Origin of the sequence: Bacillus sp. OxB-1 (assembly GCF_000829195.1) — a bacterium.
Classification (GTDB): Bacteria; Bacillota; Bacilli; order Bacillales_A; family Planococcaceae; genus Sporosarcina.
On sequence record NZ_AP013294.1, the window covers coordinates 3576175 to 3594618 of the forward strand.

The following is an 18444-nucleotide window of genomic DNA, read 5'->3' on the forward strand; positions in this document are numbered from 1 at the left end:
ACACAGGGGTGGAAAGATGAAAAAGAATGAATTTTTGCAAGAGCTGAAGCGCTTGATTCAAAAAATTCCCGAACATGACCAAGCCGAAATCCTACAGGACTTGGAGGAGTATTTTACGGATGGAATGTTGGACGGTAAAACCGAAGAGGCCATTACAACGGCGCTCGGTTCCCCGAAAGCATTGGCGAGGGACCTACTGGCAGCGCATCATCTGGAAAAAGCGGAGACGACGATTTCGTCCGGCAATGTTTTCCGGGCTATGTGGGCGGTATTGGGGTTAGGATTTTTTAATCTGATCTTCGTGCTGGGGCCTTTTGTCGGTTTGGTCGGGGTATTGATTGGCGGATGGGCGGCCAGTGCCGGTTTTATCGCCGCGCCGCTTCTCGTGCTCGTCAATTATTTCCTTTATCCGGATACCTTTGAATGGTTTGACGTGTTTGCCTCCTCCGCTTTTTGCGGGTTGGGTCTTTTCGGGGCGATGGGCATGTATACCGTAACAAAATTTTTGCAAAGTGGCTTTCTCAGCTATTTGAAATTTAATATGAGGCTCGTAAAAGGTGGTTTGCGTCATGCTGAATAGGAAAGGGCTCTCCCTCGTCGCCTCGGCCCTTCTCATCGTTGGACTGGTCGGAAGCGCGTGGACATTTGGGAAAATAGGGAATGCGGAACGGATGACCGACGTAGTGACTGTGGAAAATAACGGCTTTCGGGACATCCAAATTACCGTAGACAATGGAAGTGCGGAACTTTTGCCGACAGATGAACCGACAGCTCGCATCGAGGTTTCCGGACAACAAGGTAAATATAAACTTTCAGCGGATACGGAAGAGGACCGCCTAGTCGTCCATTTGGAAGATAAGAATAAAAAGCTTTTTAATTTTAACTTCAACTTCAAATCACCGGCTATCAAAGTGTATGTGCCCGCAAAGCGATACGACGCAATCCGAATGGAAAGCCGCAATGGAAAAATGAGGATGGATACGATCCAAGCTCATGAAATTGCAGCTGCAACAAGAAATGGTTCTGTCGATTTGACAAATATTGATACGGAAAAACTAAAGGCAGATACAAGGAATGGACAAATTCGCGCGAATCAACTAACCGGCTCCGCCATCCAAGCCAAATCGAACAATGGGCGGATTACGATGAAAAATAGTACAGCTGAAACGATGACACTGGAAGCAGATAATGGCAAAATCGATTTGCAACATGTCCAAGGTCAAATTACAGGCGTTGCCAAAAACGGTCGGATTTCACTTCTCGCCCAGGAGCTAAATCATCCGATGGACTTGAAAACGAATAACGGTTCCATATCCATCCAAACGGACCGGGAACCTACGAACGCAATTATCAAAACCAATACCAGCAATGGTTCCACTACTATTTTCGGAGAGAAGAACGGAGCGGGGATTTACGGTGCCGGGGAGAATCTGATTCAACTTTCCACTAAGAATGGAAAAATCGAAGTCGGAAAACGCTGAAAGAGGGTGCCCGCGCACCCTCTTTCAGCTATTGATGGAGTTCATGATTTTCGCATCTTTCATATTGACGTAATTCTGTTCCCCGACCCGGCGCTTGATTTCCTCTTCGGATAGTGGAGGCGGCACCTGGTCGGCGGCAAGCTCTATCGTATCCGGTTCCACTTCCGTCCTCTCGAGCGCAGCGTTTCGCGCATCAATCGCGCGTCCATACTCTTCCATCTCTTCCCGCGACATCCGTTCGTCTTCCGGCTTTTCGAACACGGTCCATTCTCCTTTCCAGTTTACACAATTTTCCCTACTATACCCTAAAGCGCTCGGTTCCAAACCGATGATTTTCCCCGTTCTATGTTTGCTATACTAATCATAAGACAATAGAGAGGGAGGTTGCTGGATGGCGACAATTCTTATCGATGCGGATGCCTGTCCGGTAGTGGATGAAACCATTCGCATCGCCAAGCAGTTCGGATTCCGCTGCATGCTCATTTGCGATACGACGCATGAAATGCACCGGGATGGCGCGGAAACCATTATCGTTTCGAAGGGAGCGGATGCAGTCGACTTCGTACTAGTCAACCGTGTACAGAAAAACGATATCGTCGTAACACAGGACTATGGATTAGCGGCCATGGTCCTCGCGAAACAAGGGCATCCGATCGACCAGAACGGCCGGCTCTATACGGAAGAAAATATGGATCAGCTGCTCTATGCACGACACACCGCACAAAAGATCCGGATGGCCGGAGGAAGGCTGCGCGGACCGAAAAAACGCTCCAAAGAAAGCAACGTGAAGTTCGAAGCAAGCATGCGGGCATTATGCCAGCGGGTTGCCGAAATCGAATCGAATACATGAAGCGCTCGCCTGAAATCGGAGCGCATGACATATGAAAAGCCTGCCACGATCGGCAGGCTTTTCATATGTCACTGCAGAAAATCATATACTCAACCAATCATGATTCCACCTGGAAGACGAGGATGTCAGCATCTTCAATCGCCCGTAGGCTATGCTTTTCAAATGGTGCCATATGGAGGAGGTTTTCCGGGGAGACGAAGACTTCATTCCCCTCCACCTCGAATCGGACGATCCCTTTCCGAACGACGATGATCACGTCCCTTTCGGAATGATGTTCCGCGACTTCTTCGCCTGCTTTCAGTTGGATATTCATAATGGCGGCCTGTGGCAGGGATACAACCTTTTCCAGATGCTTTGCTTTTTCAATTAATTTCGATGGCGTAGGTATCACTTCCATAATGCTCGGTCCCCTTTCTTTTTCAATTCAGCATTTCATTTGCAATCATTTCATAGGATTTCAATTTGGCGTTAAAATCGTACGCTTTCATGACAAGCATCACTTCGTCGGCGGCGTATTCTTCCGCCAGCTGCTCTATTTGCGCACGGACCGTCTTCGGAGTGCCGATGATCATCCGCTTGCGATTTTCGAGCAAACGCAAGCGCTCATAATGACTATATTCATAGGACAATGCTTTTTCCGGAGAAGGGGTACCTCCCGAACGCATCCCCTGCTCCGACATGATCAACGATAAATCCAAGGAAGAGATGATCCGTTCCGCCTCTTCCTCCGTTTCAGCGCAAGCGAAGAAGATGGCGACCGCCTGTTTCGGCTTTTGCAAATACGCAGACGGGACAAACTGTTGCCGATACTTGGTAGCGTATACAGGTCCCCCTTCCCCATTGATGAACTGGGCAAACATGTACGGCAAACCTTTTCCAGCCGCAAGCAGACCCGAATCTGGACTGGACCCGAGCATCCAGACAGGGGGTGCCGATTCCGTCACCGGGGTCGCCTTCAAGCCGAAATACGGATGATCCTCGGGCATCGTGTCATGCAGATACATAAGCAGATCATCCACCTGATCGGGAAATTGATGGACATTTCGGTATTCTCCATTATTCAACGCATACGTCGCACGCGGCATGCCACCTGGGGCACGGCCGACGCCGGCATCGATCCGGCCGGGAAACAGCGCTTCCAGCAGGCGAAAATTTTCCGCCACCTTATAGGCCGAGTAATGGGGCAGCATGACACCGCCCGAGCCGATGCGGATGGATGACGTCACGGAAGCCAGATGGGATATCAGGATTTCCGGAGAGGAACCGGCAAGTGTCGCCGTGTCATGATGTTCGGAAACCCAGAAACGTTCATACCCCCATTGTTCAGCCCGCTGCGCAAGTTCCGCCGTCTGTTGCAGGGCGGTCCGGGCGTCGCTCCCTTCGGAAATCGGCGACTGATCCAAGATACTTAATTTGACCACTATCAGAATCCCCTTCCGTCGTCCCCATTCCATGCCAAGGCAGAGACGCAAAAGGGACGCAGTGTAACTTATCATAGTTGTACATCCAATCTTACCTTCATCTCGATAATTATGAAAGTGAGATACTTTTCAAATCAATTGCAAGCACAGCAGAATTGCCCTATGTTTAGTCAATCTGGTCCTGGGAAATAGCAATACTATCAAGTTAGCGGGAGGTTGGTGGGGTCTGATGCCTAAGATACTCTCAATCAGTACGATACAACCCCGATATGAGGTGACACAGGACGAGGCTGTCGAATTGACACGCTCTTTGTTCAGCAAACGATTCAAAGATATCAATCGTCTGTTGACCGTCTTCCAGAATGGGGATATCGAGAAGCGGCATGTCTGCATGCCATTGGATTGGTATGGAGAAACGCATGATTTCGAAGAACGGAATGATTTATATATCGAGCATGCCTTGGAATACGGAGTTCAAGCCGTGAAGGATTGCTTACAGGGGGACGGATGGCTCGAAGAACCGCTTTTCCCCGATGCAGTGGATGCCATCTTTTTCATTTCCAGCAGCGGGATTGCCACGCCGAGCATCGATGCACGTATTATGAATCAACTCCCTTTCCGAGACGATACGAAACGCATTCCGATCTGGGGACTCGGTTGTGCGGGAGGTGCTGCCGGCTTGAGCCGGGCGTATGAATATTGTCTCGCCTTCCCGGAAGCCAACGTACTTGTTCTGTCCATTGAATTATGCAGTTTGTCGTTTCAGAAAGACGATTACTCCAAAAGTAATCTGGTAGGCGTTTCTTTATTTTCCGATGGAGTCGCCTGTGCACTTGTGTCCGGCGACCGCTCCCCGGTACGCGCCTTGAAACCAATGCCGGCCATACTGACGACCACCTCCAAGCTTATGCCAGATTCCGAGGAGGTCATGGGATGGGATGTAAAAAACAACGGACTTCATGTCATTTTCTCGAAAAGCATCCCGAGCATCATTACGAAATGGCTCGGTCCATTCGTCCATGAGTTTCTCGAAAATGAAGGTTTGACGAAAGAAGAGATTACCCATTTTGTCGCTCATCCCGGAGGTAAAAAGGTGTTGCAGGCGTATGAAGAGGCGTTAGGGTTTGACCCGACCATGACAAATGTATCGAGGGAGATATTGCGGGAGAACGGCAATATGTCCTCCCCGACCATCCTTTATGTATTGGAGCGGTTCATGCAGCAAGGGCCTGCTGCGGGCGAATACGGGGTACTCGCAGCACTGGGTCCTGGCTTCTGCGGGGAATTACTATTAGCGAAATGGGAATGAGGTGAAGGGGATGCTGTTTTTTACTGTCATCATTTCAATCGTCATAATCCAGCGGTTGGTCGAGTTGGCCATTGCCAAGCGCAATGAAAAATGGATGCGGCGCCAAGGGGCTTTCGAGGCTGGCGCTGAGCATTATCCGGTCATGATCATGATGCACGCCGCCTTTTTTGTTTCACTCATCATGGAAGTAGCCATGCTCGATCGCCCGCTCTCCCCTTTCTGGCATTTCCTGCTGCCGATCTTTTTGCTGGCCCAATTGATGCGGGTTTGGTGCCTGTCTTCCCTCGGCAAGTATTGGAATACGAAAATACTCGTTGTGCCCGGAGCGGATGTTGTGCGGAAAGGTCCCTACAAATGGCTACGCCACCCGAATTATGTCGTCGTATCCATAGAAATTCTAGTCCTTCCCTTATTATTCAGTGCCTACTTCACAGCGCTCGTCTATTCCCTGCTCAATATTTGGATGTTATCCGTCCGGATTCCCGCAGAAGAAAAAGCATTGCGGGGAGCAACCGATTATGAAGAACGGTTTTCATTGAAAGATCATCCGGTCAAATGAAAGAAGCTTCCCCGGCGCGAGGGAAGCTTCTTTCATTTATCGTACGTCAATGTCTTGCCCATCAATCCGAACAGGACTGTCAGGACGGGAGACAACAGGCAGAAGACGGCGAACGGGAAGTAGGCAACGGTCGCCACCCCAAGCACTTTCGTGATGAAGATCCCGCAAACGCTCCAGGGGACCAATGGGTTGACCACCGTGCCGGCGTCCTCCATCACCCGGCTTAAATTCTTGCTTTTCAATCCGATTTTCTCATACTGGGGCCGGAAAGCTTGGCCCGTCAATAAAATGGATAAGTACTGCTCGCCGATCAGCACATTGATGCCGATTGCGGTCAGTGCTGAAGAGACAATGACCGAACCCGCCCTTTTCAAAACGCCTGCAAGCTTATCAAGTAAACATTGGACGATGCCAAGCGTAAACAATAGCCCGCCCATGCTCAACGCAAGCAGCACGAGCGCGACGGTGAACATCATGCTTTCCATCCCGCCCCGGGTAAGCAAGGCGTCGATGTCTTGGATTCCCGTCTTGGAAACATATCCTCCGAATAAAATGCCGAACAAGTCCGCCATGCCGTTAGATCGGTGGATGAACGACAAAAGAATGGCCGAAAGAGAGCTGGCCGCCAGCGTCAACAAAGCCGGTATTTTGCCGATCGTCATCACAAAAAGGACGATAAGCGGGATGAAGGCGTACCAATGAACGAGACCTGTATCCAATAAACCCGCCTGGAAAGCATCAATTTTCCCAAAGTCCACCCCTTCCATCCGGGGGGACAGTATACCGAAGAAAATCAATGAAATGAAAAACGCAGGAATCGTCGTCCATCCCATATTCCGGATATGTTCAAACAGATCGACCCCCACTATCGAAGAGGCTAGATTCGTCGTATCCGAGAGAGGCGACATTTTATCACCAAAAAATGCACCGGACACGATAGCACCCGCCACCATTGGCAAAGAGAGGTCCATGACATCCGCCATGCTGATGAAAGCGACCCCCACAGTAGCGACTGTCGTAAGGGAACTGCCGATGGATACACCGACAATCGATGTCACAACGAAGACGATCGCAAAGAAAAAAGCGGGGGTGATCAATTGAAAGCCTAGGTAGATCAAAGTCGGAATCGTACCGCTTATCATCCAACTGCTGATCAGAATGCCGATGAAGAAGAACAGGAAGACCGCCCCCATCCCGGCACTTGCTCCATCCACCAGCCCTTTCTCCAGCTGCGCAAAAGGCAATTTTTTAAGAAGACCATACGCGATTAATAAAAGAATGGCGAAAAAAATGGGGATATGCGGTACGGCGTCAAATACGATGATACTGACACTGATCATAGCAATGACAAGGCCGGTGAGCAGCAACGCTTCCCAAAAGGCTGGGCGCAAGACTGATTTTATTTGAAACATGACGATCCTCCTGATATGCGTAAATAATGAAAAAAATAAAAAACTTTTTCAACCCCGTGTCAGGGATGAAAAAGTCTTTTGCAACGAGCGGATGGGACGGACTTTCAAACACGCCCTGGCGTTAGAATGTATATACAATCCCCCATCTTTCATCCGGGATAGCCGAATATCTTTTAGCATATCCGTTGCAGAGGGGATTCAATCCATCATAGAAATATTCAACTTCCCTAGTGTACCATAGACCAATGCGTCATAGTAAGTACATCCAACGAAAAAGCCGCTTATTCACACGCATAACCGTCCCGATCGCCGTCCATTTTTTCCGAATAGGCCGGGTGCCCTTTCTTCACGCCGTTCGGATATTTCGTTCGTAATTCCGTACAGTTCTTGAAAACTTCCACAGTTCCCGAGATTGGACTCTGTTCCGCGTCTTCTTTATCATACGCGTCGCTGTCGAACCCCCGATCTGTCGCATAATCCTCGATGGACCAGATGCCGAGCCCTTTCTTCTTGGCGGCGTCCTGCTTCTTTTCATACGGATCCAAGTGGCGCGTATTCGGCGGATACACATAGGCCACTCGCGCCAATCCCTCTTCCAATAGCTTTTCCTGGACGCTCTCCCCGTCGACATACACATAAGCAAGCAGTCGGCCATATTTATCTATTTGTTCACCGATATCAAATTCAATTTCAAGTGTTCCGCTGTTTATCAGCTCTTGGTTTCGTGCTTTGGCTTCATCGCCAAATGGCTGCTTTCCGAGCCGCGGGTGATTGGTTTCAGGGGTGTCGATGAGCAAATAGCGGACATTCTGCTCTTTCCCCTCGTATATGATCTTGATCGTATCACCGTCTATTACCTTCACCAGCTCTACCGGGATCAGCCCTTCTCGCGTGGGAGACTGTTCCCCATTACCGAACGTGTCATATAAGAAGACGGACACCAACCCAAGAAAAATAGCCCCTAGGCCCATTTGCAATTTTTTCATCAAAAGAAGCTCTTCCTTTCCTATTCAACTAGTGCCATCCAATGTTACCAGTTTCACAGAATCAGTTCAAATGGGGGAAATCAAGAGTGGCGGGGCATGGTTTGGAAATGGAGATTGGCCTGAACTGCAAGGGCCCTTCGAAACTCTCATGGCAATCTGACGAACTATAAGGGCAAATCCGGGAACTGTCAGGGCTCCGGAAAAAACTGTAAGGACTATCCCCGGAATAAAAACGGCAAACCCTCTAACTCAGTTAAAATAAAGTAGACAAAACTCACATCTCTATTATTTTTTACAATTTATTTACCTAGGATCCATAAAGGATTAATAAACTCCCTCTATGATAGCTAATGAGTTACCTACTTTCATTGAGGGGGATGGCAACATGAAAAATGTATGGAGAAAGAAAACAGCAGTGGTGACCATGGCTGCTGTTGTCGCTTTATCATCGTTAGGCTTTGGTCGCAACCATATCACCGAGGCGAAGAACAACAAGAACGAACCGACCAATGTCATCATGATGGTGATGGATGGAACGAGTGCAGGTGCTACATCGCTTGCAAGATGGTACAAAGGCGAAGACCTTGCAATGGATGAAATCGTCATCGGAGGCGTGCGAACGCATTCTGCCGAGTCGGCGATCACCGACTCCGCACCAGCTGCCACTGCATTGGCGACGGGCCATAAGAGTAATGATAAAATTGTTGGACTTCTTCCTGAGTTAGTAAATACACCAGGCGTCGAAGCGGTGGATCCTGAGGATGCCTTCAAACCAGTTGCGAATGTCTTAGAGGGTGCCAAACTGCACGGCAAGGCAACGGGCATCATTTCCACATCTGAAATTCAACATGCAACGCCTGCGGGCTTCTCTGCTCACGCAACACATCGCAGCAACTACCAGGACATCGCTGAGCAACAAGTGTATCAGGAAATCGATGTTGTTCTCGGGGGAGGAAAAGAATCCCTATTACCTGGCGAGGGGAAAAATTCACGAGTGGACGGCGAAGATTTGACTAAAGTCCTTGATGAAAAGGGATATGACTTTGTTGAAACACGTGAGGAGCTATTCCAAACAAATTCGGATAAAATCTGGGGATCCTTTGCTCCGTCTGCGTTAGCTTATGACTTTGATCGCGAAACAACGAGCCATCATGAACCGACTCTCGCTGAAATGACGAAAAAAGCAATCGACACTCTTTCCACAGATGAAGATGGTTTCTTCCTATTCGTCGAGGGAAGTAAAGTGGATTGGGCGGCACACGCAAATGACCCGATCGGCATCATCAGTGATGTATTAGCATTTGACGATGCGGTACAGGAAGCATTGGACTTTGCGAAAAAAGACGGAAACACAATGGTCATTGCAGTGAGTGACCACGGGAACAGCGGAATTACAATGGGGAACGTCAACACCAACTCCAACTACCCTGAAATTCCGGTTTCAACGTACATCGATCCTTTGAAAAAAGCGACGATGACTGCTGAAGGTGCGCTGAAGCAATTAAAAGACGACCGTTCCAATATGAAAGAAGTAGCCGAATTATACGGTTTGGACAATCTGACGGAAACAGAAGTCGAAGCTCTCAAAGCATCCGAATCTTTACAAGCTGATATGTCGAAAATGCTGTCAAATCGTGCAAACATCGGCTTCTCCACAGGAGGTCATACTGGTGAGGATGTCTTCCTTTACGCCTATGGCCCATCTAAACCATACGGATTGGTAGATAATACCGATCTTGCGAAAACAATGGCGTCCTTCCTAGGGTTTGATTTGAATAAAACAACGGACAAGCTATTCGTCAATGCAAGAGAGGCATTTGAGAATAAGAATTTTCAAACGCGTATTGATGTGACAGATGAGAACAATCCTGTCTTTATCGCAGAAAAGAATAATATCAAGATCGAACTCCCTGTGAATAAGAACATTGCCCACGTAACGAAGCAAAACCAATCCTATACAAAGACACTTGACGGTGTAACTGTTTATAACGAAAAAGATTTCTTTGTATCGGAATCTGCATTGGACCTATCCAAATAATCTTGTAACGAATGCTTCCCTTATGCAATTTGTCTAGGGGAAGCATTCGTTTTAAAATCGTAGTCCCCTACTCTATTCTCATTTAAGCTCGTCAAACAAGCTCCCGCCAAGAAAATATCCGAAATAGACAAGGCTGATACCCGCCCCATACGTCAGAAGTAGATAAAGGATGGCCAAACGCTTCTGTCCACTTCGCCAGAGTTCCCACCATTCTTTCATCAAAGTCGAAAATGTCGTCAATGATCCCGCGATGCCGGCTGTTCCTAACGCTTTCCACCAAATGGACAACGGCAGACCAAATACGAGTCCAATCAATACAGATCCAGCCAGATTAGCAATTAATGTGCCTTTTGGAAAACCTTTCGGGGCATTCCACTTTTGAGCGATCCAATACCGGGAGACGGCGCCGACAAACCCGCCAACACAGACTAGAGCAAGTGTCATCCAATTCATATGCACTCCTCCCGTTTTCTGCTCAAATAAAAGCCCGCCGCTCCAGCAACCAGACCACCGATCAGACTGACGGCGACGTAAAGCGCAGCCAAGCCAAAACGCCCCTCTTCCATTAGTAAAATAACTTCCATGCCCAAAGCGGAAAATGTCGTGAACGACCCTAGAAACCCTGTCGTAATGGCATCTTGCACTTCTTTCCGACTCGTCCATCTTTGCAATACGCCGCCGACAAGGTAACAAAGTAAAAACGAACCGATCAAATTGACCGCAAACGTAGCCCAAGGGAAATGGGCTTCCGCAACAACTAGGCTGAATAAAAAACGGCAACCGGCACCGGCCATACCCGCTAGACCAATCCATAGCCAGGCCTTCATTGCGCAGCCTTCTCCAGCAACCGGCGCTCCAGTACCATCTCCAAAGACAGCTTTTTGCTTGTGTTGCCGAAGCGGATATGGATCTCTTCCCCGTCCACTTTCAGAATGACCCCTTGGCCGAACACCCGATGCAACACATCAGTCCCTGCCGTCAATTCCTCCCGACTTCGGATACCGTTCGGGTTCAGCGGAGGAGGATTAACTGACTTCCCTTGGGATTTCCGTTCCTGCTGGACGGCAACCTTTCTTCTTCCAGCGACCGGCACCGGTTCCCCCGCCAAGATCCTTTTCACTTCATTGATAAACCGGGAGTCGCTCTTCCGCGTATTTCCCGACTTCTGATAGGAAAGCAACTCCAACCGTTCCTTCGCCCGCGTCATTCCGACGTAGAACAATCGTCGAGCTTCTTCCAGCATTCGTGTATCCGTCGCATCCTCTTCCGATGGAATAATGCCTTGGACAAGATCGATCATGAACACCCTCCGGAATTCAAGGCCTTTCGCGCTATGAAATGTGGATAGGGTCACGGCGTTTTCCGGAGGATCATATTTCGCCTGCTGGACCGCTTGCTCCAGTTCCTGCAAGCGATTGGCGAACTCGACCATCGTCCTGCACGAGCTTGCAATTTCCTCCAACGTATCCAAAATCCCCTGCAAGCCATCCAGCCGGAATCCATACTTTTCCGACCTGCTCCTCAATGACTCTTCGTATTCCAGTTCATACCGGATCACGCGGATGACTTGAGCCGGCCGCATATCGGGAATTTTTCTGTACACTTCCTGATATTCTTTTAATTTCTCGGTTTGGTTCGCCTTTAATTCAACCGCTTCGATGAAACTATCGAATACATCCCGGTCTGTTTTTGCCGAAAGGAAACGGCTCACCTGATTGCGGGACACGAAGAGATTCATCTTCATGACGATTTGCGAGAAGATGTCTTTCCGGTTTGTATTGTAACTGAGCCGCATGAAATTCAGGATGTCCTTCAATATCCAATGGGAGAAAAACCGGTCGTCGGCATCCTTCATATAAAAGGGGATGCCCCTTCTTGTCAATTCACTGACGAACAGTGTCGAGGAGGCATTATTCCGGAACAGGATCGCCACTTCGCCCAACTCTTTTTCATTCAATAATTCATATGTAATGTATTCGAGCTGGCGTTTTGCGTCATCGAGCCGCTGGATCAGGATCGGCCCTTTCCCGCCATTTTCCGTCCGCATTTCTTTAGGATAGCGCTGTGTGTTGCATTTGATGAACGAGGCGGCCGTTTCGACGATTTCTTTCGAGGAACGGTAATTCTGCTCCATCCGCAAGATGGCGGCATCCGGGTACACTCTCCGGAAATCCAGTAAGTAGGAAGGGTCCGCCCCTCTCCATGTATAGATCGACTGATCGTCATCTGCCACGACGCAAAGATTGCCATGATGCGCGACGAGATGCTCCACGATTTTATGTTGGACGAGCGAAGTATCCTGGCTTTCATCCGTCAGGACATAGTCATAGCGGCTCCGGAACTGCTCTGCAATCGCTTCGTCCACCCGCAGCGCCTCTTCCCCGATCAGAAGCAGATCATCGAAATCGAGAAGCCGCTGCCGCGCGTCCCGAGACTTATACCGCTCGTATTTCAAAGCGATCTTCCCTGCCAGTTTGAAAGGCCCTTCCACGGCTGTCCACTTTTCCATCGGGACCATTTTGTTTTTCAGCGCGCTGATGAACGTGGATAGGGAGGACAGTTCATCTTCTGTCGCATCGTCGCGCAGCAACTCTTTATATAACTGTTTCAGCAAGCCCGTTTTTGTGATGGCCCCCCGTCCTTTTCCGGCTCCTTCGATCAGTTCATATCCGCTTCCCAGTTTCCCTAAATAGTTCCGTGCGATGGAAAACGCCAAACTATGGATGGTCGAAAAATCAACGGGCGGGCTATCCGGAAAAAATCGAGAAAACCGTTCCGCCATCTCCCGTGCCGCAGCACGGCTGAAGGTGACGGCTTTGATACGCCCAGGGTATGCCCCTTTTTCTTCGATCAAATAACCGATCCGCATAATCATCGTTGTCGTCTTGCCGGAACCCGGGCAAGCGAGCAAAAGAAGAGGGCCTTCCGTCTGCAAAACCGCTTGCCGTTGTACATCATTCAAATCGATATTCAGTTCCCTTTTCTTCCGTTCAAAAAAGTCTTCCATGGTGCGAACTCCTTTTATCCGTAACTATTCTCCATTTACTGTACCATAAAAACAGACAAAAACCTTTGCACGTTGTTGTGCAAAGGCCCTACTAGAAGGGCGTTCAAAATCTGCCCGTCTCATTCTTATTCTGCTGCAAGTCCATTTTTCCTTTGCCGCCGCCCGTGTATTCCGATGAAGCGACTTCATTTTTGCGTCGCTGTCCATCCGAAAATTCCTGGCCGATCCGCTTCGGATCTTCCATCTTGTTCTGTTCGTTCCGATCCTTTTTTCGTTAGGTATTACACTTACTCCCATCCGAGATATTTATCTGTATGAATATCCCCCTTTTGTCATCCATTTAATCACGGATGACAACGTCTGCGGACGCCACCGGATTATGGAGCTTGAGATAATGCTCTTCTGCTGGAAAATACCGCCGTTCATATTTTTGCAGAATTTCATATGCGTCACCAATATAGGAATCCCGCTTCGTCACCCGTTCAGCCCTCGTCTCCTTATCCACCTCCAAGAAAACGACTGCATCAAAAAAACCGCGCAGCTCTTCCCGCTGGAGAAAGACCCCCTCCACAATCACAGCTGGCGACTCCACTGGAATATGAAGTTCCCGAACATCATAGCGATCAGTGGCCTTATTGTAAAATTCAACCTTACGTATAAAGGGCATCTCTTGCTTCAACGGACCCAATACTTGATCAATCAAATAATCATATCGCCACTGTAAATAATAATAGCAATACCATTCCTCAAACTCATCCCGGTAGCGTGTGGCTTTGGGAGGATGAAGTCATCCAAGTGAAGTACCATCGACCCGGGCATCTGCCGTTGGAGATTCATGGCAGCTGTCGTCTTGCCGGAGCCCCCGAGGCCGTCAATGCCGATCAGGGCAGTATGGCCCGATTGTATTGCGGGCAGGAGATGTCTCATTTAGGCACCCCCATTTCACGGATAGGAGCGAAACGGAATTTCACGACACCGACGACGGAGTCCTTATCGATACAGCCCAAGACGCGACTGTCCATACTGTTTCGCCGGTTGTCCCCCAAGACGAACAGCTGCCCTTCCGGCACCCGGATGGCGAAATCCTCCGTCAGTTTCTGCCCTTCCCCGATTCGCGCTTTCACCGATTGGATATATTCCTCCTCATACTCTTCCCCGTTGATGTACAGCGTATCATCGATCATCTCGATGACATCCCCCGGCAATCCGATGACCCGTTTGATGAAGTCGTCCTCCGTTCCCGGCGCATGGAAGACGATCATATCGAAATGATGGATTTTATATATTTTGGAAATGACCAGTTTATTATTATGTTCAAACGTCGGTTCCATCGACTGTCCGGAAACGATGACGGGCGTGAATAGATAATGCCGGATCAGGATAGCCAAGAAGAAGGCGATGAAGATGGATCTCAACCTTGAATAAAATTCGGTATGGCTTCTCTCGTACATTCAGCAACCCCCGTCCTTGAAAATATGTCTCCATTCTAACATATTCATTTGCATGAAATGATATTTTCCAATCTTTCATTCTGAATGTTCCGGAAATGAAAAAACCCTTGAAAACCGGTAATCGATCGGTTTTCAAGGGTTCGCTTGCTCCTTACACTTTAAATTGACTGATTGCCTTATGCAATTCATCGCTGAGACTTGAGAGTCGATCCGCAGAGCCTGCTACTTCACGGATGGCGTGCAATTGCTCGGTAGTCGAAGCATTGATCTCTTCGCTGGCGGCAGCCGTCTCTTGTGAAGTAGCTGCCATCGTTTCAATGGTCTCCAAAACGGTTTCCTTGTGACGGACGACTTCATTCACCTCATCGTAGACGCCCGCGATGGAGCTTTCCAGACGTTGCATCAATTTGGCGATATTTTCGAATGTCGCTTCCGTAGCTTCAACGACGATCGCCCGATCTTGGAACGATTGGCCGGTCTCCTCCATTTCCGCCGCAACCCGGTGGGATCCTTCCTGAAGTTCCGCGACGGTCGCTCTCACTTCATCTGTCGCACGGCTTGATTGTTCGGCAAGTTTCCGGACTTCATCCGCCACCACGGCGAATCCCCTTCCATGTTCACCCGCTCTTGCCGCTTCGATGCTTGCGTTGAGCGCTAGCAGATTCGTCTGGGCGGAGACTTCCGTGATGGTCTCCAAAATGGTGCCGATCGCTTCCACTTTATGCTCTAAATCTTGGACGGAATTCCCCATGGACAGCAAATTGGTCCGCCAGTCGGCAAAGGCCGTTTGCAGCTCATTAACCCGGGTCCGTCCTTCTGCATTTGCCGCTTCCGCGTCTGTTGCGATTGATCGCATGACGCCGGCTTTATCATGGATGCCCATAATCTGCTGGCCTAGCAGATCGACTGTCCGCGTCGCATCCTCGGTGTCATGGGCCGATTTGGTCGCTCCTGCCGCGACATCCTCAACCGCCCCTGCCATCTGTTCACTAATTGCGTTCGTCTCCTCCGCGGAAGCGCTCAAGCTCTCTGCGGAAAGGCGCACTTCTTGGACGGATTGCCGGACAGTGGCAATGATATTATGGACTTTCGTTGCCATGACATTGAAGTTGGCGGCCAGTTTTCCAAATTCGTCTTTCGATTGGACTTCGGCATGGACGTTCAAGTCCCCCATCGCCATCTTATCCATCTCCGCACCGATAATATCGAGCGGCTTGATCAATTTGGTGATCAGTAACCATAAGAGAACTCCGATCAGCAATTCTGCAAGAACGAAAATGAGGATGACGAGATTCCTCGTCTCTTTCGCGGTGTCCATGATGGCATCTTCATTGAATGCGGCGCCAACGGTCCAGCCGAGCCGCGGGATTTCCGCAGAGACGGCAGTCATCGTCTTGCCGTTTTCTTCGTAACGCGCAACGCCTTTCTGCTGCGCGGTATTCATATATGAAATGTCCGCCCTTTCCCCACTTTCGGAAACGCCGGATGGATGAACAATCGCGTTGCCGGATTTATCCAACAGGAAAGGATAGCCCTGAAATCCGAAATCGCTTTCCGACACCCGCTCGGTCATCATTGCCAAACTGATATCCGCCCCGAGTACACCGATAACCGTATCATTTTGTATCACCGCTTTGGATGCCGTGATGACATATTCTCCGGTTGTCAAATCGATATACGGATCAGACCAGACGACCTGGCCGGGATTCGCTTTCGCATCAACGTACCAACTCCGTCCTACCGCGTCAAAATCGGTAAGATCGACAGGCGGCATAAATACCGTTGCATTATTTTCCAGTGTAAAAAACGTCAAACCCGCCGCCGGCAGCTCTTCCAAGAAGTTGCCGAGCGCATTTTCAATGCCGACATGGGACACGGATTCATTTGACCCGGTGGCCTTTTGTTCTTCTACATAATCCGGAACAGCCGGATGATTGACCAGCAACTGCAGCGCCTGCTCATACTGGAGCATGAAATTATCGATTGACTGCCCCATGACCGTGATCGCGACATCACTTTGGGAATACAGCACCTGCTCCGTCTGCTTTTGCATCTGATTATTGACAAATATATTAATAACGGTGAGCACTATAAAAAACATTGCAAAGACGCTTACAATTATTTTTGTTTTAATGGACTTCAATTCGCTATTCTCCTTTATCTGCCGTTTTTTAAATCCCGTGATTTGTCGGCTATCCCTGCTCATTATAATATATAAGTCTTATGTAAGATAGATAGTCCCGAGGATTAAAACTATTTTGATATAAAGGAATCTTCCCACAAACTAAAAAAAGACACCTTTTCAGATGTCTTTCACACGACATACCCAAGGGACCGCAAGACATTATCCATAAATGCCTCCGTGTAAAGATAGATGTCTTCGCGTTCGGGTTCTTGGTAAATATCATGGTAAAGCCGCTTCCATTGTTTGACTTGGATTTCCGACAGCTGCTGTTTCCATACCCAGCTTCGTGCGTAGGCGATATCGCTCAACTGATCGCTTCCGCCAAGGTGGAGAAGGACGGGTATGTCTTGGATGGTGTCCTCGTGCTGGAAGACCGACTTCATGAAAGTTTGCAATTCTTTATACCACAACGCCGTCACAACCGGGTTATACAGACGATCCGATTGAGCGTCAACGTACACATCATAATTGCGGGTCAACATTTCAATACTGATTTCATGATTCAGTTTCATGGAAGACGAGAATTTCGTCAGCATCGCCGAAAATTTCGGCGGCTGGTGTTTCAATGAAAACCAAGGCGAACTGAGAATCAAGCCCGCAATCTCCAGTTTCTCCATTTGCAGGAGGCGCGCGACCAAGGTCGCCCCTAGTCCGTGCCCGAACACAAACAGCGGCAAGTGATCCGCCAATCCGACATCAATCAGTTTCTTGACATACTCTTCATATGTACGGAACGATTCATTGTGGATCCTTCTGCCGCTTTCTTCCCCATGGCCGGGCAAATCTCCGGTTACGACATGGTAGCCGCTAGCTCTCAGTTTCTGGATCAACCATGCGAAACGGTTATGATGTTCATACGCATTATGAACGATGACTGCGACCGCTTTAGGCTGTCCGTCCGCTTCCCATTTCCACATGAGCAACCTCCTCATCTATCCATCGTCTATTCTTATTTTACCGTTTTCAGTTCAATAAAAACCCGAACTTTGTTAGGATAATTATACACCACTTGAGGAAGAGGGAGAACGAAATGATTTATCCTTATAAAGACAAGACCCCTAAAATCGATCCGTCCGTTTACATTGCAGAATATACAACCATTACGGGAGATGTGACAATCGGTCCGGAGTCTTCCATCTGGTTCAACACCGTCATCCGCGGAGACGTCTCCCCGACGATCATCGGGAGCAAGGTCAACATCCAAGACCTCTGCTGTCTTCATCAGAGTCCCAATCGCCCCTTGGTGCTGGAAGACGAAGTGTCGATCGGCCACCAGGTAACCTTACATAGCTGCACAATACGCAAAGGGGCACTCGTCGGGATGGGCGCCATCGTGTTGGATGGAGCGGAAGTCGGAGAAGGCGCATTTGTCGGGGCAGGCAGCTTAGTTCCTCCGGGTAAAAAAGTGCCGCCCCACACATTGGTCATGGGCTCCCCCGCCAAAGTCGTGCGCGAATTAAACGACGATGACAAGAAAGACATGGAACGCATCGTGCGGGAATACGCGGAGAAGGGGCAGTATTATAAGGGGTTGCAGAAGTAATTGGGTGGAATGAAGCCGAATTCTGCTTATCATGATGGGCGATTCCCGGGATTTATGAGCGGTTTCAGACGAATTATGAGCGCTTTTCCGGAGTTATGAGCGGTTCCAGACGAATTATGGGCGCTTCCCCGGAGTTATGAGCGGTCCCAACGGATTATGAGCGCTTCCCCGGAGCTATGAGCGGTCCCAACGGATTATGGGC

General features: G+C 49.1%; 21 protein-coding genes and 1 pseudogene. 7 read left to right on the plus strand and 15 right to left on the minus strand.

Features of this window, described 5'->3' with window-relative positions; translation table 11 throughout:
• Positions 1-16 precede the first annotated feature (16 nt).
• Positions 17-580 carry a DUF1700 domain-containing protein gene (locus OXB_RS17730; protein ID WP_041076026.1) on the plus strand — a complete coding sequence of 188 codons (564 nt, stop codon included), beginning with the start codon at positions 17-19 and terminating at the stop codon, positions 578-580.
• Positions 570-1481, plus strand: coding sequence for a DUF4097 family beta strand repeat-containing protein (locus tag OXB_RS18160; protein ID WP_052484146.1), 912 nt, complete (start codon positions 570-572; stop codon positions 1479-1481). Before OXB_RS17730 ends, OXB_RS18160 begins: the two co-directional genes overlap by 11 nt.
• Before the next feature lie 24 nt (positions 1482-1505).
• Here OXB_RS18160 and OXB_RS17740 read toward each other — a convergent pair whose 3' ends face one another.
• Entirely contained in the window at positions 1506-1742 is a 237-nt protein-coding gene (locus OXB_RS17740) for a hypothetical protein (RefSeq protein ID WP_052484147.1), read from the minus strand.
• 130 nt (positions 1743-1872) lie between these two features.
• On the opposite strand from OXB_RS17740, the gene OXB_RS17745 reads away from it, so the two are divergent.
• Positions 1873-2331 carry a YaiI/YqxD family protein gene (locus OXB_RS17745; protein WP_041076028.1) on the plus strand — a complete coding sequence of 153 codons (459 nt, stop codon included), beginning with the start codon at positions 1873-1875 and terminating at the stop codon, positions 2329-2331.
• Between the two features lie 97 nt (positions 2332-2428).
• Here OXB_RS17745 and OXB_RS17750 read toward each other — a convergent pair whose 3' ends face one another.
• Complete coding sequence (locus OXB_RS17750; RefSeq protein WP_052484148.1) at positions 2429-2728, minus strand: hypothetical protein; 300 nt, start codon at positions 2726-2728, stop codon at positions 2429-2431.
• A gap of 22 nt (positions 2729-2750) precedes the next feature.
• Positions 2751-3755, minus strand: coding sequence for an LLM class flavin-dependent oxidoreductase (locus tag OXB_RS17755; RefSeq protein ID WP_041077130.1), 1005 nt, complete (start codon positions 3753-3755; stop codon positions 2751-2753).
• Positions 3756-3981: 226 nt separating this feature from the next.
• Here OXB_RS17755 and OXB_RS17760 point away from each other — a divergent pair, with 226 nt between their 5' ends.
• Positions 3982-5061 (plus strand): type III polyketide synthase, encoded by a 1080-nt coding sequence (locus OXB_RS17760; RefSeq protein ID WP_041076030.1) that lies wholly within the window; start codon positions 3982-3984, stop codon positions 5059-5061.
• A gap of 10 nt (positions 5062-5071) precedes the next feature.
• Positions 5072-5620, plus strand: a complete 549-nt coding sequence (locus OXB_RS17765; protein WP_173426028.1) for an isoprenylcysteine carboxyl methyltransferase family protein — start codon at positions 5072-5074, stop codon at positions 5618-5620.
• Between the two features lie 32 nt (positions 5621-5652).
• On the opposite strand, the gene nhaC is transcribed toward OXB_RS17765, so the two are convergent.
• Together nhaC and OXB_RS17780 are read right to left on the minus strand one after the other, a co-directional pair.
• Positions 5653-7032, minus strand: coding sequence for a Na+/H+ antiporter NhaC (nhaC, locus tag OXB_RS17770; RefSeq protein ID WP_041076032.1), 1380 nt, complete (start codon positions 7030-7032; stop codon positions 5653-5655).
• A 281-nt stretch (positions 7033-7313) separates the two neighbouring features.
• Positions 7314-8018: a thermonuclease family protein gene (locus OXB_RS17780; RefSeq protein WP_041077134.1), complete on the minus strand. Its 705-nt coding sequence runs from the start codon at positions 8016-8018 to the stop codon at positions 7314-7316.
• Positions 8019-8403: 385 nt separating this feature from the next.
• On the opposite strand from OXB_RS17780, the gene OXB_RS17785 reads away from it, so the two are divergent.
• Entirely contained in the window at positions 8404-10056 is a 1653-nt protein-coding gene (locus tag OXB_RS17785) for an alkaline phosphatase (RefSeq protein ID WP_041076036.1), read from the plus strand.
• 78 nt (positions 10057-10134) lie between these two features.
• On the opposite strand, the gene OXB_RS17790 is transcribed toward OXB_RS17785, so the two are convergent.
• The 10 genes and pseudogenes from OXB_RS17790 to OXB_RS17820 all read right to left on the minus strand — a co-directional run bounded on the left by OXB_RS17790 (position 10135) and on the right by OXB_RS17820 (position 17616).
• Positions 10135-10509, minus strand: a complete 375-nt coding sequence (locus OXB_RS17790) for a fluoride efflux transporter FluC (protein WP_052484149.1) — start codon at positions 10507-10509, stop codon at positions 10135-10137.
• Complete coding sequence (locus OXB_RS17795; RefSeq protein ID WP_041076038.1) at positions 10506-10883, minus strand: fluoride efflux transporter FluC; 378 nt, start codon at positions 10881-10883, stop codon at positions 10506-10508. Before OXB_RS17795 ends, OXB_RS17790 begins: the two co-directional genes overlap by 4 nt.
• Complete coding sequence (locus OXB_RS17800; protein WP_041076040.1) at positions 10880-13063, minus strand: ATP-dependent helicase; 2184 nt, start codon at positions 13061-13063, stop codon at positions 10880-10882. Before OXB_RS17800 ends, OXB_RS17795 begins: the two co-directional genes overlap by 4 nt.
• A gap of 103 nt (positions 13064-13166) precedes the next feature.
• Positions 13167-13307, minus strand: coding sequence for a hypothetical protein (locus OXB_RS19005; protein WP_158333779.1), 141 nt, complete (start codon positions 13305-13307; stop codon positions 13167-13169).
• Between the two features lie 96 nt (positions 13308-13403).
• Positions 13404-13766, minus strand: coding sequence for a hypothetical protein (locus tag OXB_RS18565; protein WP_052484150.1), 363 nt, complete (start codon positions 13764-13766; stop codon positions 13404-13406).
• Complete coding sequence (locus OXB_RS18570; RefSeq protein WP_052484151.1) at positions 13763-13990, minus strand: hypothetical protein; 228 nt, start codon at positions 13988-13990, stop codon at positions 13763-13765. Before OXB_RS18570 ends, OXB_RS18565 begins: the two co-directional genes overlap by 4 nt.
• Complete coding sequence (lepB, locus tag OXB_RS17810; RefSeq protein WP_041076042.1) at positions 13987-14514, minus strand: signal peptidase I; 528 nt, start codon at positions 14512-14514, stop codon at positions 13987-13989. The genes OXB_RS18570 and lepB overlap by 4 nt, the downstream gene beginning before the upstream one ends.
• 151 nt (positions 14515-14665) lie before the next feature.
• A complete protein-coding gene (locus OXB_RS19520) occupies positions 14666-15613 on the minus strand; it encodes a methyl-accepting chemotaxis protein (protein WP_442852917.1) in 948 nt (315 codons plus the stop codon).
• Positions 15608-16720: pseudogene (locus OXB_RS19525) on the minus strand (HAMP domain-containing protein); the annotation flags it as partial. The pseudogene OXB_RS19525 and the gene OXB_RS19520, both read right to left, overlap by 6 nt.
• A gap of 107 nt (positions 16721-16827) precedes the next feature.
• Entirely contained in the window at positions 16828-17616 is a 789-nt protein-coding gene (locus OXB_RS17820) for an alpha/beta hydrolase (protein ID WP_041076046.1), read from the minus strand.
• A 113-nt stretch (positions 17617-17729) separates the two neighbouring features.
• Here OXB_RS17820 and OXB_RS17825 point away from each other — a divergent pair, with 113 nt between their 5' ends.
• A complete protein-coding gene (locus OXB_RS17825; RefSeq protein ID WP_041076048.1) occupies positions 17730-18242 on the plus strand; it encodes a gamma carbonic anhydrase in 513 nt (170 codons plus the stop codon).
• Positions 18243-18444: the final 202 nt, after the last annotated feature.

Excerpts from the sequence above, each read along its gene's own strand:
- OXB_RS17760 (WP_041076030.1), top strand. The coding sequence starts at position 3,982 with ATGCCTAAGATACTCTCAATCAGTACGATACAACCCCGATATGAGGTG.
- OXB_RS17785 (WP_041076036.1), top strand. The coding sequence starts at position 8,404 with ATGAAAAATGTATGGAGAAAGAAAACAGCAGTGGTGACCATGGCTGCT.
- OXB_RS19520 (WP_442852917.1), bottom strand. The coding sequence starts at position 15,613 with ATGGCAACGAAAGTCCATAATATCATTGCCACTGTCCGGCAATCCGTC.
- OXB_RS19005 (WP_158333779.1), bottom strand. The coding sequence starts at position 13,307 with ATGGAAGATCCGAAGCGGATCGGCCAGGAATTTTCGGATGGACAGCGA.
- OXB_RS17825 (WP_041076048.1), top strand. The coding sequence starts at position 17,730 with ATGATTTATCCTTATAAAGACAAGACCCCTAAAATCGATCCGTCCGTT.
- OXB_RS17765 (WP_173426028.1), top strand. The coding sequence starts at position 5,072 with ATGCTGTTTTTTACTGTCATCATTTCAATCGTCATAATCCAGCGGTTG.
- OXB_RS17790 (WP_052484149.1), bottom strand. The coding sequence starts at position 10,509 with ATGAATTGGATGACACTTGCTCTAGTCTGTGTTGGCGGGTTTGTCGGC.
- OXB_RS17780 (WP_041077134.1), bottom strand. The coding sequence starts at position 8,018 with ATGAAAAAATTGCAAATGGGCCTAGGGGCTATTTTTCTTGGGTTGGTG.
- OXB_RS18570 (WP_052484151.1), bottom strand. The coding sequence starts at position 13,990 with ATGAGACATCTCCTGCCCGCAATACAATCGGGCCATACTGCCCTGATC.
- lepB (WP_041076042.1), bottom strand. The coding sequence starts at position 14,514 with ATGTACGAGAGAAGCCATACCGAATTTTATTCAAGGTTGAGATCCATC.
- nhaC (WP_041076032.1), bottom strand. The coding sequence starts at position 7,032 with ATGTTTCAAATAAAATCAGTCTTGCGCCCAGCCTTTTGGGAAGCGTTG.
- OXB_RS17750 (WP_052484148.1), bottom strand. The coding sequence starts at position 2,728 with ATGGAAGTGATACCTACGCCATCGAAATTAATTGAAAAAGCAAAGCAT.
- OXB_RS17730 (WP_041076026.1), top strand. The coding sequence starts at position 17 with ATGAAAAAGAATGAATTTTTGCAAGAGCTGAAGCGCTTGATTCAAAAA.
- OXB_RS17800 (WP_041076040.1), bottom strand. The coding sequence starts at position 13,063 with ATGGAAGACTTTTTTGAACGGAAGAAAAGGGAACTGAATATCGATTTG.
- OXB_RS17820 (WP_041076046.1), bottom strand. The coding sequence starts at position 17,616 with ATGTGGAAATGGGAAGCGGACGGACAGCCTAAAGCGGTCGCAGTCATC.
- OXB_RS17745 (WP_041076028.1), top strand. The coding sequence starts at position 1,873 with ATGGCGACAATTCTTATCGATGCGGATGCCTGTCCGGTAGTGGATGAA.
- OXB_RS18160 (WP_052484146.1), top strand. The coding sequence starts at position 570 with ATGCTGAATAGGAAAGGGCTCTCCCTCGTCGCCTCGGCCCTTCTCATC.
- OXB_RS17795 (WP_041076038.1), bottom strand. The coding sequence starts at position 10,883 with ATGAAGGCCTGGCTATGGATTGGTCTAGCGGGTATGGCCGGTGCCGGT.